Below are 13,886 nucleotides of genomic sequence, written 5' to 3' on the forward strand. Positions count from 1 at the left end.
CCGAACAGCCCCTGTCCGACGGCTCAATGCCGTCAAGTCGTTAAAACCAAACTTTACCATAAAATACACACAATCTGAATATACTTTTATACCCTGTATCCACCGTCTGACGGCACGACATTTTTTTACGATATAATGTGCACCATTATTTCTCATCACTCCCCGCTGCCGTTTTTTGTTTCAGACGGCATTTTTGTTGATTGAACACTTATGCTACTCGATCTCAACCGCTTTTCCTTTTCCGTCTTCCTGAAAGAAATCCGCCTGCTGACCGCCCTTGCCCTACCCATGCTGTTGGCGCAGGTCGCGCAGGTGGGCATCGGTTTCGTCGATACCGTGATGGCGGGCGGTGCGGGTAAGGAGGACTTGGCTGCGGTGGCTTTGGGCAGCAGCGCGTTTGCCACGGTTTATATTACCTTTATGGGCATTATGGCGGCGCTGAACCCAATGATTGCCCAGCTTTACGGCGCGAGTAAAACCAGCGACGTGGGCGAAACGGGGCGGCAGGGGATTTGGTTCGGGCTGTTTTTGGGGATTTTCGGCATGGTATTGATGTGGGCGGCGATTACGCCGTTCCGCAACTGGTTGACCTTGAGCGATTATGTGGAAGGCACGATGGCGCAGTATATGTTGTTCACCAGCTTGGCGATGCCGGCGGCAATGGTACACCGCGCGCTGCACGCCTACGCTTCCAGCCTGAACCGCCCGCGCCTGATTATGTTGGTCAGCTTCGCGGCGTTTGTGTTGAATGTGCCGCTGAACTATATTTTCGTTTACAGCAAATTCGGTATGCCCGCTTTGGGCGGTGCGGGCTGCGGGTTGGCGACGATGGCGGTGTTTTGGTTCAGCGCGCTGGCATTGTGGATTTATATCGCCAAGGAAAAATTCTTCCACCCGTTCGGACTGACGGCAAAATTCGGCAAACCGGATTGGGCGGTGTTCAAACAGATTTGGAAAATCGGCGCGCCCATCGGACTGTCTTATTTTTTGGAAGCCAGCGCGTTTTCGTTTATCGTGTTCTTGATCGCGCCCTTCGGCGAAGATTATGTGGCGGCGCAGCAGGTCGGCATCAGTTTGTCGGGGATTCTCTATATGATTCCGCAAAGCGTCGGCTCGGCAGGGACGGTGCGCATCGGCTTTTCATTAGGACGGCGCGAATTTTCGCGGGCGCGTTATATTTCGGGCGTGTCGCTGGCGTTGGGTTGGATGCTCGCCGTGATTACCGTGCTTTCTTTGGTATTATTCCGTTCGCCGCTGGTAAGTATGTACAGCAATGATCCGGCGGTTTTAAGCATCGCCGCCACCGTCCTGCTGTTTGCCGGCTTGTTCCAACCGGCAGACTTCACCCAATGTATCGCGTCCTATGCCCTGCGCGGCTACAAAATCACAAAAGTGCCGATGTTCATCCACGCCGCCGCCTTCTGGGGCTGCGGCCTGCTGCCGGGCTACCTACTCGCCTACCGTTTCGGTATGGGCATTTACGGCTTCTGGACAGCATTGATTGCCTCGCTCACCATCGCAGCCATCGCCTTGGTGTGGTGCTTGGAATTGTGCAGCAGGGAGATGGTCAGATCGCATAAGGCCGTCTGAAAACTCCGCCGATTAAAATATCGAAACAATGAACTGAAGCCCGCCACTGACAATACCCATTTTAAAGTTTAAACCCATGCAACCTACCCAATACCAAACCGACCTCACCCCCTACAACACTTTCGGTCTTCGCGCCCAAGCCCAAGCCTTTATCGCGCTCGAACACGCCGACGAGTTGCGCGACATCGTCCGACTGCCCGAGTTCGACCGCAATACCGTTTTATGGCTCGGCGGCGGCAGCAACATCATTTTGATGCAGGATTACGCCGGACTGGTCGTCCATATGGAAAACAAAGGCATACGCGAGATTGCACGTTCAGACGGCCTTGTGTACATCGAAGCGCAGGCGGGCGAAATCTGGCACGATTTTGTCCTGCACACCGTCGCGCTGGGCTTGAACGGTCTGGAAAACCTGAGCCTGATTCCGGGTACGGTCGGCGCGTCGCCCGTGCAGAACATCGGTGCATACGGCGTGGAAGCGAAAGACGTGATTCACAGCGTGCGCTGCTTCGATTTGGATACGGAAACCTTTGTCGAGCTTGCCAATGCCGATTGCCGCTTCGCCTACCGAGAAAGCCTGTTCAAGCAGGAAGGCAAAGGGCGTTATGTGATTGTTTCGGTTGTGTTTGCATTAAAAGAGCATTTTGTGCCGAACTTGGGCTACGGCGATTTGGCGGCAGCGGTTGCCGAACGGTGCGCCGGCAGGGAAATAACGGCGAAAGACGTTTCCAATGCGGTGTGCGCCGTCCGCCGCCGCAAACTGCCCGATCCGGGCATTTTGGGCAATGTCGGCAGTTTCTTTAAAAACCCCGTCGTCGGCGCGGAAAAAGCCGCCGCCCTGTTGCAGCAGCATCCCGATATGCCGCATTATCCGCAGCCGGACGGTTCGGTCAAGCTTGCGGCAGGTTGGCTGATCGACCAATGCCGTCTGAAAGGCTTTCAAATCGGCGGCGCGGCGGTACACGACAAACAGGCTTTGGTTTTGGTGAACAAAAACAATGCCTCGGCAAACGATGTTTGGCAGTTGGCGCAACACATCAAATTTACAGTATTTGCTCGGTTTCAGGTAGAATTGCACGCTGAACCTAATTGGCTGCCTGCCTCGTACAGCCTGTAAATCCAAGGAGTATGCCCGTGACCCGCACCGCCAAAATCAATACCTACACACGCATCATCGATGCCGGCCTCGCCTTGTTCAACGAGGAAGGCGAGCGCAACATCAGCACCAACCATATCGCGGCGCATTTGGGCATCAGTCCGGGCAATCTCTATTACCACTTCCGCAACAAAGACGAAATCATCGTCCAACTGTTCAAACGTTACAGCGAAGCCCTGCTGGAATACCTCAACGAAGCCGTGTTGCCGTCTGATGTGGAAGACTCCATCAACTATATGGCGGGCATTTACGACGTGATGTGGGAATACCGTTTCCTCTTTAGCGACGTGAACACCCTGCTTGCGCGCAGTGCCGAATTGTTGGGCGAACACAATACCTTCACGCAAGCCAAAGTCTCCCCGCTCTTGGTCAAGCTGCTCACCCAGCTCAACGGATTAAACATCATCCAAGCCGACCAAACCGCTATGAACGACCTCGCCGTCAATATGTGGATGATCACGAAATACTGGTTCGACTTCGACAGCTCGCTGCGCGGACGCACCAAGCTGACCGAAGACTCCAAAGCACGCGGCGTCCGTCGTACCTTAAGCCTCCTGCGCCCTTATCTTTTGCCCGAACACCGCGCGGAATACGACCGGAAAATCGGCAACGGCAACCTGTAAACCCATAATGTCCGAATCAGTTTTCAGACGGCACTTGCCCGACGGTATCAGCGAATGAGCACAGTTCCCCCGCCCCATATCTCCATCACGGGCCTAGGCTATCTCGGCCTGCCGCTGGCACAAAAGTTTTACGGACACGGCAGCCGCGTTTCCGCCGTCAAGCGCAGCCTGACTTCGGACGATATCAACCTGCCCATACACCTCGACACCATCGACCTCGGCAGCACCGGCGCCTTTCAGACGGCATTGTGGCGGCACCACGCCGACAAACCCGTCTGGTTCTTCCTGCTGCCGCCCTCCTCTCTGACGCATTACGCCGACACCGTCAAACAATGGGCAGAACTTGCCCGGGCGTGCAACGTGCAACACCTGATTTTCACAAGCAGTACCAGCGTTTACGGCGATACAGCGCGCGAATGCGACGAAACCGCCCTACCCGATCCGCAAACCGAGTCCGCCCGACAAATCCTCGCCGCCGAACAACACCTGCTCGACAGCGGCGTTCCGAACATCGACATCCTGCGGCTGGGCGGGCTTTATTGCGCCGAACGCCATCCCGTCAGCCGCCTTGTTCAAAAGCAAAACATCCCGGGCGGCAACCGGCCCGTCAATATCGTCCACCGCGACATCGCCGTCGGAACCCTGTTTCAGACGGCATTCAAACCCGGCGGCAGGCGGCTGAAAAACATTATCGAACCGCGCCACCCGACACGACGCGAATTCTATACGGAAGAAGCCGCCAAACTCGGCTTGCCGGCTCCCGATTTCGCACCCGACGACAGCCGGGGCAAAATCATCCGTACCGTTTGCGATAACGGCTTAAGCCTGTAAAATAAGCGGCAACAGCAACAAACAGGCATTCTCCGCCCCAATCAGAAAATATGTCCGCCCTCCTCCCCATCATCAACCGCCTGATTCTGCAAAGCCCGGACAGCCGCTCGGAACTTGCCGCCTTTGCAGGCAAAACACTGACCCTGAACATTGCCGGGCTGAAACTGGCGGGACGCATCACGGAAGACGGTTTGCTCGCGGCGGGAAACGGCTTTGCAGACACCGAAATTACCTTCCGCGACAGCGCGATACAAAAAATCCTCCAAGGCGGCGAACCCGGGGCGGGCGACATCGGGCTCGAAGGCGACCTCATCCTCGGCATCGCGGTACTGTCCCTGCTCGGCAGCCTGCGTTCCCGCGCATCGGACGAATTGGCACGGATTTTCGACACTCAAGACGGCATCGGCAGCCGTGCCGCCGACATCGGACACAGCATCAAACAAATCGGTAAAAGCATAGCCGGACAAATCGGCGGATTTTCCCGCGAACCCGAGTCCGCAAACATCGGCGGCGAAGCCCTTGCTGGCTGCCTCGACGAAATAAGCAGACTGCGCGACGGCGTGGAACGCCTCAACGAACGCCTCGACAGGCTCGAACGCGACATTTGGATAGACTAACCTTCAGACGGCATCCGACATGAACAGCCCTTTTCACAACATCGGCATCGTAACCCGCCCCAACACGCCCGACATCCAAGATACTGCACACACACTGATTACCTTTTTGAAGCAGCACGGCTTTACCGTCTATCTCGACGAAGTCGGCATAAAGGAAGGCTGCATCTATACCCAAGACACCGGCGGCTGCCACATCGTCAACAAGACCGAACTGGGGCAATACTGCGACCTAGTCGCCGTCTTAGGCGGAGACGGCACCTTTCTCTCTGCCGCCCGCGAAATCGCCCCGCGCGCCGTTCCGATTATCGGCATCAACCAAGGTCATTTGGGCTTCCTGACCCAAGTTCCCCGCGAATATATGACGGACAAGCTATTGCCCGTTTTAGAAGGGAAATACCTTGCCGAAGAGCGCATCCTGATTGAAGCCGCACTGATCCGCGAAGGCAAAACCGCCGAACGCGCCCTCGCCCTCAACGATGCCGTCCTCTCGCGCAGCGGTGCCGGACAGATGATTGAATTTGAAGTCTTCGTTAATCAGGAATTCGTCTATACACAACGTTCGGACGGGCTGATTGTCTCCACCCCCACCGGATCGACCGCCTATTCGCTTGCCGCCGGCGGCCCCATCATGCAGGCAGGATTACACGCCTTCACGCTCGTACCCATCTGTCCGCAATCCATGACCAACCGCCCCATCGCTATTTCCGACGCATCTGAAATCGAAATCCTCGTTACCCAAAGCGGCGACGCCCGCGTTCATTTCGACGGACAATCCTTCATCGACGTACAAAACCTCGACCGCATCATCATCCGCCGCTACCACAATCCCTTACGCATCCTACACCCGACCGACTACCAATATTTCAAAACCCTGCGCCAAAAACTGCACTGGGGCGAGCAATTAGTCTAAGCGGGCCTTTACCCGAAAGTACCCATGAATTCCAAAATTTCCTCCGACCATACAGAAGATACCATACGCCTCTCCAAACGCATGGCGCAACTCGGGCTTTGTTCACGCCGCGAAGCCGACGGCTATATCGAACAGGGCTGGGTAACGGTCAACGGCAAAACCGCCGTACTCGGTCAGAAAGTTTCACCGGCAGACCGTATCGAACTGAACAAGAAAGCCCACGAACAGCAGGCAGCACGCATTACCATCCTGTTGAACAAACCCGTCGGCTATGTCAGCGCACAAGCGGAAAAAGGCTATAAATCCGCCGCCGAACTGATTACCCCTGAAAATCGCTGGGAAGGCGACACCAGCCGCATCCGTTTCGATCCGAAACACAAAATCGGTCTTGCCCCCGCTGGCAGACTCGATATCGATTCAGTCGGATTGCTGGTGTTGACGCAAGACGGCCGTATCGCCAAACAGCTTATCGGCGAAAACAGCGGCAGTGAAAAAGAATATTTGGTGCGCGTGCGCGGCAAATTGGACGAAAAAGGACTTGCCTTACTGAATCACGGATTGAGTTTGGACGGTGAGAAACTGCGTCCCGCCAAAGTAGAATGGCAAAACGAAGACCAACTGCGTTTCGTATTGAAACAAGGTAAAAAGCGGCAAATCCGCCGTATGTGCGAGCTGGTCGGACTGCGCGTCGTCGGGCTGAAACGCATCAGGATGGGCAAGGTCAAACTCGGCAGGCTGCCGCCCGGCAAATGGCGTTATCTTACTCCCGGCGAATCGTTTTAAATAAGCATAAAAATGCCGTCTGAAAATCCTTGCGTTTTCAGACGGCATTGCCTTATGCCCAAATAACGGTTTCTTCCAAGGGCCTGCGCGCTTTCGTGGCGATTTCCTGAACTCGGTAGCCGAATGTCGCGGCAACGGACACGCCCCATTCTGCCGCATCGAACAAACCGAACTGCCCGGACAATACGCGTTCCATATCGGCATAATTGAAACCTTCCACCGGACAGGAATCGATACCTGCCATAGCGGCACCCGTCATCATGTTGGCTAACGCGATATAGGTCTGGCGGCAACACCAGTCAAACAAGGCGCGCGAATCGTCCAAAATCTTGATGTCGTCGGCTTGAAACGCCCGATACCTCGCCAAAGATTTTTCTACGGCATCCGGTTCGGTAACGCCGCGCCGTTTGAGGCTTTCCAACATAAACGGGCTGTCGAAGCGGGCATTTTTCTTCGCCAAAAACACCACCAAATGACTGGCGGTATCCAAAGCATCCGCCATACCCCAAGAAAACGGCTTGATGACCTGTCGGATTTCAGGGTTTTGAACTACAACAAACTGCCAAGGCTCCGAACCGACCGAACTGGGTGACAAACGCCCGAGTTCTAAAATAAACTGAAAATCCTCGGCACTGATTTTGCGTGCCGCATCGTAATGCCGGCACGACTTGCGGTTTTTAAATGCGGATAGGATCTGCTCTCTGTCTAATACCGTCATAGTGCATCCTTTTATTACTTGTATTGCAAATTGATTTCAAACCGATACGGCTCTGCCGCACCATACAAGCCGCCCCGCCGTCGGGCTTTATCCGGATTCTGCCCATTCCTCGACAGCCGGGAAAGTAAAGCGGCGACAGATTCACAAATGCCGCCTAAACGCCCTTCAGACGGCATTTGGGCATCGCAAACGCGCCTACGGGTAGGCGATATAGGCATAAGCCGAATGGTTGTGGATAGATTCGAAATTCTCGCTCTCGACGACGAAACTCTTGATGCGTTTGTCGGCAATCAGCGAAGTAGCGACATCGCGCACCATATCTTCCACGAATTTCGGATTTTCGTAGGCCTTTTCGGTAACGTATTTTTCATCGGGGCGTTTGAGCAGGCCGTAGAGTTGGCAGCTCGCCTGCGCCTCCACATAATCGATGACTTCCTCGATACCGACTTCGGCATCGGCAGTCAGGCTGACGGTAACGTGCGAACGCTGATTATGCGCGCCATATTGGGAAATTTCTTTGGAACACGGGCAAAGCGAGGTTACGGGAATCATGACCTTCATACTGTGGCCGTATGCCCCGTCTTTGATTTCGCCCGTGAGACAGACATCATAATCCAGTAAAGACTGAATACCGGAAACTGGGGCGGTTTTCTTGCGGAAAAATGGGAAAGAAATGCTGATTTTGCCAGAGTAGGAGTCCAAAAGCGCGACCATTTCGGCAGTCAGCCTATGCAATTGTGCAAAATCCAAGGCTTCGGCATGTTGCTCCATCAATGCGACAAAACGCGACATATGCGTCCCCTTCTGCTCGGCAGGCAGGTAAACCGTCATGGTCAGACGGGCAACGGTGGACTGGATGCCCTCTGCAGTTTGCAGGGTAATCGGAAAGCGCAGGTCTTTGATACCGACCTGATTGATCGGCAGATTGCGCAAATCTCGGCTGGATTGCACGTCTGCAATAGTGTTCATGAGTTGTTTTTCCTTAATATTCATGTAATTGTTGAGATGTGTGCATGGTATGGCGTTTCCGCCGGAGAATATACCGTCAATCTGTAAATGCGAGATTATATCACTCGCTTTTAGCAGCTGCATTGATTGTTTCTATTTTTCAGATAGTGATAAAATCTTCGATTATTCACATCTACATAGGCAGAGACCAAATGAAATTCGCCACGAAAGCCATTCATTCCAGCTACGATTGCGACGAACACAACCGCGCGCTGATGCCGCCGATTTATCAAAACAGTATGTTCGCGTTGCACGAGATTGGCGAAAATGTACCTTACCGCTACTCGCGCCTGAGCAACCCGACCCGTCAGGTATTGGAAGATACCGTTGCCGATTTGGAACACGGTGCGGTCGGCTTTGCGTTTTCCAGCGGTATGGCGGGGATTGATGCCGTGTGGCGTACTTTCCTGTGCCCGGGCGATACCATTGTCGCCGTCGCCGATATTTACGGCGGCGCTTATGATTTATTGGTCGATGTTTATCAAAAATGGGGGGTGAACGTTGTTTTTGCCGATTTGGGCAATCCGGATAATTTGGACGAGCTGCTTAAAGCGCACAATGTCAAACTGGTTTGGCTGGAAACGCCGTCCAATCCGCTTTTGCGCTTGGTAGACATCAAAGCGCTTGCCACGAAAGCCAAAGCAGCCGGTGCGCTGGTCGGTATCGATAACACTTTTGCCACACCGTATCTGCAACAGCCCTTGGATATGGGTTGCGATTTTGTGTTCCATTCCGCTACCAAATATTTGTGCGGCCATTCCGACGTATTGATGGGCATCGTCGTAGCCAAAACCAAAGAGCTGGCGCAGCCTTTGCACGACATGATGGTGCATACCGGTGCGATTGCAGGCCCGATGGACTGCTGGCTGGTGTTGCGCGGTATTAAAACGCTGGCTCTGCGCATGAACGCCCATTGCCAAAACGCACTCGAAATCGCGCGCCGTTTGGAAGCCCATCCTGCCATTGAAAAAGTGTTCTATCCCGGCCTGCCGTCGCACGAGCATTACGAACTGGCGAAAACACAAATGCCCAAAGGTATCGGCGGCGTGGTTACGGTTTATCTCAAAAACGACACGCGTGAAGCGACCAATAACGTGATTAAAAACATGAAACTGGTCAAAATGGCTTCCAGCCTCGGCGGCGTGGAAAGTTTGGTCAACCATTGCTATTCCCAATCCCACAGTGGCGTGCCGCATGATGTGAAAATGGAAATGGGCATCAAACTCGGCCTGCTGCGTTTCTCTGTCGGTATCGAAGATGTAGATGATATTTGGAACGATATTTCTGCCGCACTGGATACGACTGTATAATCCACGCAAAATGCCGTCTGAAACCATAGTTTCAGACGGCATTTCAATATTGCGAATCAAATATCAACGCTTCAGCATCTTTGCCGCCTCAATGGCGTAATAAGTTAAGATACCGTCCGCACCCGCACGTTTGAATGCCAGCAGGCTTTCCAAAACCACTTTGCCGCCGTCCAGCCAGCCGTTGGCAACCGCCGCCTGCAGCATCGCATATTCGCCCGAAACCTGATAGGCATAAGTCGGCACACCGAACTCGTCCTTCACGCGGCGGACAACGTCCAAATACGGCAAACCGGGCTTGACCATCACCATATCCGCACCTTCCTGAATGTCCAACGCCACTTCGTGCAACGCCTCATCGGTATTTGCCGGATTCATCTGGTAGGTCTTTTTATCTGCCTTGCCCAAATTGCCCGAACTGCCCACCGCATCGCGGAACGGGCCGTAGAATGCAGAAGCATATTTGGCAGAATACGCCATAATCCGCGTATGGATATGCCCGGCATCCTCCAAAGCCTCGCGAATCGCACCGATACGCCCGTCCATCATATCGGAAGGGGCAACGACCTGCGCACCCGCTTCAGCGTGGCACAAAGCCTGCTTGACCAAAACCTCGACGGTTTCATCGTTCATCACATAACCGTTTTCGTCCGTCAGCCCGTCCTGACCGTGAACCGTATAAGGATCGAGCGCAACATCCGTCATAATGCCCAGTTCGGGAAATCTCTCGCGCAAGGCGCGGACGGCTGCCGGCACGAGTCCTTCGGGATTGTACGCCTCCTCCGCACGCTCGGTTTTGTTTGCCGTAACCACGGGGAACAGTGCCAGCATCGGAATACCGAGCTTCACCGCCTCTTCCGCCGTAAACAGCAGCCTGTCCAAACTTTGACGCTTCACGCCCGGCATAGAAGGCACATCCTCCTCGCGCACCGATCCCTCCAATACGAACACCGGATAAATCAAATCATCGGCAGTCAGCGTATGCTCGCGCATCAGGCGACGTGAAAAATCGTCCCTGCGCATACGGCGCATACGCGAAGCCGGAACATTGCGGTAAGGAAACTGCATAACATCCCTCCAATCATCCTGCAAATCACTCAAACCATATGAAACCTGCAACACAAAAACACTTGCAGACGGCATCGGGCAGATATACGGACAACCGTCTCCGCAACACCGAAAAACGGCTGTTTCGACATACCGCCCCTAAAATCAGGCTTCGATATTCTTACGCCACAATACCAAAAGTTTCCCGATATGTTGGATCAGTTGCGCGTCAACCGCCTCACACAAGGCATTACAGATTTCGACACGTTCGGCACGGTCGTCGCCGAACACGCGCACCTTAATCAACTCGTGCGCCGTCAGCGCGACATCGGTTTCCCTGATGACGGAATCCGTCAGACCCTGCTGCCCGACCATCACGACGGGGTTCAAATGATGCGCGCGCGCTTTCAATTCCAAAATTTCTTTGGTATTTAATTTTGTATCAGTCATTTTCCTACTGCTTGAACCATAAAGAATAATGCCCCATTGTACGCGATTTGGCGCAGCAGGGGCAAAATTAACGTACAATACGCGGTTTCCATTCCGACCCGTAAAGCATTATGTCCGCACGTTCCAAGTCCTCAAAAGCGTGGCTGCACGAACACGTCAACGATCACTACGTCCATATGGCGCAAAAAGACGGATACCGCGCCCGCGCCGCATACAAACTGCTGGAAATCAACGAAAAAGACAAACTAATCAAACCCGGCACGGTACTTGCCGACTTGGGCAGCGCGCCGGGAAGCTGGTCGCAGGTTGCCGCCAAGCTGACGGGTACTTCCGGCGCGGTATTCGCTTTGGACATCCTGCCCATGGAAGCCGTAAACGGCGTATCCTTCATTCAAGGCGACTTCAGGGAAAACGACGTTTTGGCGCAATTTGAAGGCTTATTAAACAACCGCCCCTTAGACCTTGTAATCTGCGATATGGCGCCCAATATGTCGGGCAATGCCGTAAGCGATCAGGCGCGCAGCTTTTATTTGTGCGAACTGGCTTTGGACTTCGCCTCGCAACACCTGAAAACCGGCGGCAGCTTTTTAGTCAAAGTCTTTCAGGGAGCAGGCTATCAGGAATACATGGCGGCCATGCGCGCAATTTTCGGCACGGTGCAGACGCGCAAACCCGAAGCCTCGCGCAATCGCTCCAGTGAGATTTATTTATTGGGCAAAAATAAACGCTGACAATACAGACGGCGTGCTTTACAATCATTTCCGTTTTACACCTCAATTATGGAGCTTGGCTAAGTGGGGAACACCTTTAAATCAATCCTTGTCTGGGTCGCCTTGGGTATCGGCCTGATGGCTGCGTTCAACGCTTTAGACCGTAAAAAAGAAGACAACGGGCAAATCGAATATTCGCAGTTCATCCGACAGGTCAACAACGGCGAAGTATCCGGCGTCAATATCGAAGGATCCGTCGTCAGCGGCTACCTGATTAAGGGCGAGCGCACCGACAAAAGCACATTTTTCACCAATGCGCCTTTAGACGACAATTTAATCAAAACGCTTTTAGACAAAAACGTCCGCGTAAAAGTAACGCCGGAAGAAAAACCGAGCGCGCTGGCTGCCCTGTTTTACAGCCTGCTGCCCGTATTGTTGCTGATCGGCGCGTGGTTCTACTTTATGCGTATGCAGACGGGCGGCGGCGGAAAAGGCGGCGCATTCTCATTCGGCAAAAGCCGTGCGCGCCTGCTGGACAAAGATGCCAACAAAGTGACCTTTGCCGATGTCGCCGGCTGCGACGAAGCCAAAGAAGAAGTGCAGGAAATCGTCGATTACCTGAAAGCGCCGAACCGCTATCAAAGCCTCGGCGGTCGCGTGCCGCGCGGCATCCTGCTGGCGGGCAGCCCGGGAACGGGTAAGACGCTTTTGGCAAAAGCCATTGCAGGCGAAGCCGGTGTGCCGTTCTTCAGCATTTCAGGTTCCGACTTTGTCGAAATGTTCGTCGGTGTCGGTGCGAGCCGCGTCCGCGATATGTTCGAGCAGGCGAAGAAAAACGCTCCCTGTATCATCTTTATTGATGAAATCGACGCAGTAGGCCGCCAACGCGGCGCAGGATTGGGCGGCGGCAATGATGAGCGCGAGCAAACATTAAACCAATTGTTGGTTGAAATGGACGGTTTTGAGAGCAACCAAACCGTCATCGTCATTGCGGCAACCAACCGTCCCGACGTACTCGATCCGGCATTGCAGCGGCCCGGCCGCTTCGACCGCCAAGTGGTCGTCCCCCTGCCCGATATCCGGGGGCGCGAACAGATTTTGAACGTCCATTCCAAAAAAGTGCCTTTGGACGAATCTGTGGATTTATTGTCCCTCGCGCGCGGCACGCCGGGTTTTTCCGGCGCGGATTTGGCGAACCTGGTCAACGAAGCCGCCCTGTTTGCCGGCCGCCGCAACAAAGTCAAAGTCGATCAGAGCGATTTTGAAGATGCCAAAGACAAAATCTATATGGGCCCGGAACGCCGCAGTATGGTGATGCACGAAGACGAAAAACGTGCGACGGCGTATCATGAATCCGGACACGCGATTGTTGCCGAAAGCCTGCCCTTTACCGACCCCGTCCACAAAGTAACCATTATGCCGCGCGGACGTGCGCTGGGTCTGACTTGGCAGCTTCCCGAACGCGACCGCATCAGTATGTATAAAGATCAGTTGTTGAGCCAGCTCTCCATCCTGTTCGGCGGACGGATTGCCGAAGATATTTTTGTCGGACGCATCTCCACCGGCGCATCAAACGACTTTGAACGCGCAACCCAAATGGCGCGCGAGATGGTAACGCGCTACGGCATGAGCGACAAAATGGGCGTGATGGTTTATGCGGAAAACGAAGGCGAAGTCTTCTTGGGACGCAGCGTAACCCGTTCGCAAAACATTTCCGAGAAAACCCAGCAGGACATCGACGCGGAAATCCGCCGGATTTTGGACGAGCAATACCAAATCGCCTACAAAATCCTGGATGAAAACCGCGACAAGATGGAAACGATGTGCAAAGCCCTGATGGAATGGGAAACCATCGACCGCGATCAGGTACTGGAAATTATGGCGGGCAAACAACCCAGTCCGCCCAAGGATTATAGCCACAACCTGCGCGAGAATGCGGACGCGGCGGAAAATAACGTGCCGCACGCTCCGGCTCGGGAAGAAACCGAAGCACCTGCCCCGGCAGACACCGCTTCGATAGAGTCCGAGCAGCAGCCTGAAAACAAGGCTTAACTCCCCGAACAAACGGCAGCCCGCAAGCTGCCGTTTTCCCATCCCGTTTTCAGACGGCATTTTTCGCCCAATGCCGTCTGAAAC

15 protein-coding genes are annotated in these 13,886 nt (G+C 54.1%); 10 read left to right on the top strand and 5 right to left on the bottom strand.

The window, feature by feature from the left end; all coding sequences use genetic code 11:
* The first annotated feature begins 210 nt into the window (after positions 1–210).
* The 7 genes from norM (at position 211) to RDY34_RS01470 (ending at position 6,510) form a co-directional block, all read left to right on the top strand.
* The gene (gene norM / locus RDY34_RS01440; RefSeq protein ID WP_308074338.1) at positions 211–1,590 is read left to right on the top strand and encodes a multidrug efflux MATE transporter NorM; all 1,380 of its coding nucleotides are present in this window, start codon (positions 211–213) and stop codon (positions 1,588–1,590) included.
* Positions 1,591–1,666: 76 nt separating this feature from the next.
* Entirely contained in the window at positions 1,667–2,707 is a 1,041-nt protein-coding gene (gene murB, locus RDY34_RS01445; protein WP_308074339.1) for a UDP-N-acetylmuramate dehydrogenase, read from the top strand.
* Positions 2,708–2,718: 11 nt separating this feature from the next.
* Positions 2,719–3,369 (top strand): TetR/AcrR family transcriptional regulator, encoded by a 651-nt coding sequence (locus RDY34_RS01450; RefSeq protein WP_118814007.1) that lies wholly within the window; start codon positions 2,719–2,721, stop codon positions 3,367–3,369.
* Between the two features lie 54 nt (positions 3,370–3,423).
* Positions 3,424–4,200, top strand: a complete 777-nt coding sequence (locus RDY34_RS01455) for an SDR family oxidoreductase (RefSeq protein WP_118817733.1) — start codon at positions 3,424–3,426, stop codon at positions 4,198–4,200.
* A 50-nt stretch (positions 4,201–4,250) separates the two neighbouring features.
* On the top strand, positions 4,251–4,817 hold the full coding sequence (locus RDY34_RS01460) for an SCP2 domain-containing protein (protein WP_308074340.1): 567 nt from the start codon (positions 4,251–4,253) through the stop codon (positions 4,815–4,817).
* A gap of 19 nt (positions 4,818–4,836) precedes the next feature.
* Positions 4,837–5,727: an NAD(+)/NADH kinase gene (locus tag RDY34_RS01465; protein ID WP_308072864.1), complete on the top strand. Its 891-nt coding sequence runs from the start codon at positions 4,837–4,839 to the stop codon at positions 5,725–5,727.
* Between the two features lie 24 nt (positions 5,728–5,751).
* Positions 5,752–6,510: a pseudouridine synthase gene (locus RDY34_RS01470; protein WP_111726603.1), complete on the top strand. Its 759-nt coding sequence runs from the start codon at positions 5,752–5,754 to the stop codon at positions 6,508–6,510.
* Between the two features lie 52 nt (positions 6,511–6,562).
* On the opposite strand, the gene RDY34_RS01475 is transcribed toward RDY34_RS01470, so the two are convergent.
* The 3 genes from RDY34_RS01475 to folE2 are packed head-to-tail and all read right to left on the bottom strand — an operon-like array spanning position 6,563 to position 8,197.
* Complete coding sequence (locus RDY34_RS01475) at positions 6,563–7,228, bottom strand: NAD(P)H-dependent oxidoreductase (RefSeq protein ID WP_308072865.1); 666 nt, start codon at positions 7,226–7,228, stop codon at positions 6,563–6,565.
* Between the two features lie 14 nt (positions 7,229–7,242).
* Positions 7,243–7,404 (bottom strand): hypothetical protein, encoded by a 162-nt coding sequence (locus RDY34_RS01480; protein WP_308072866.1) that lies wholly within the window; start codon positions 7,402–7,404, stop codon positions 7,243–7,245.
* Positions 7,405–7,423: 19 nt separating this feature from the next.
* Positions 7,424–8,197 carry a GTP cyclohydrolase FolE2 gene (gene folE2 / locus RDY34_RS01485; protein ID WP_372338036.1) on the bottom strand — a complete coding sequence of 258 codons (774 nt, stop codon included), beginning with the start codon at positions 8,195–8,197 and terminating at the stop codon, positions 7,424–7,426.
* A gap of 191 nt (positions 8,198–8,388) precedes the next feature.
* Between folE2 and RDY34_RS01490 the strand changes: the two genes are divergently transcribed.
* Entirely contained in the window at positions 8,389–9,546 is a 1,158-nt protein-coding gene (locus RDY34_RS01490) for a trans-sulfuration enzyme family protein (RefSeq protein WP_308072868.1), read from the top strand.
* Positions 9,547–9,609: 63 nt separating this feature from the next.
* Here the strand turns inward: RDY34_RS01490 and hemB are convergent, their stop codons facing one another.
* On the bottom strand, positions 9,610–10,611 hold the full coding sequence (hemB, locus tag RDY34_RS01495) for a porphobilinogen synthase (protein WP_308072937.1): 1,002 nt from the start codon (positions 10,609–10,611) through the stop codon (positions 9,610–9,612).
* Between the two features lie 144 nt (positions 10,612–10,755).
* On the bottom strand, positions 10,756–11,040 hold the full coding sequence (gene yhbY, locus RDY34_RS01500; RefSeq protein WP_003750834.1) for a ribosome assembly RNA-binding protein YhbY: 285 nt from the start codon (positions 11,038–11,040) through the stop codon (positions 10,756–10,758).
* Positions 11,041–11,150: 110 nt separating this feature from the next.
* Between yhbY and RDY34_RS01505 the strand changes: the two genes are divergently transcribed.
* Together RDY34_RS01505 and ftsH are read left to right on the top strand one after the other, a co-directional pair.
* Complete coding sequence (locus tag RDY34_RS01505; RefSeq protein ID WP_096107593.1) at positions 11,151–11,771, top strand: RlmE family RNA methyltransferase; 621 nt, start codon at positions 11,151–11,153, stop codon at positions 11,769–11,771.
* Between the two features lie 63 nt (positions 11,772–11,834).
* Positions 11,835–13,802 (top strand): ATP-dependent zinc metalloprotease FtsH, encoded by a 1,968-nt coding sequence (ftsH, locus tag RDY34_RS01510; protein WP_308074341.1) that lies wholly within the window; start codon positions 11,835–11,837, stop codon positions 13,800–13,802.
* The last annotated feature ends 84 nt before the right edge of the window (positions 13,803–13,886 follow it).

This window comes from Neisseria polysaccharea, from assembly GCF_963392925.1.
Taxonomy (GTDB): domain Bacteria; phylum Pseudomonadota; class Gammaproteobacteria; order Burkholderiales; family Neisseriaceae; genus Neisseria; species Neisseria polysaccharea.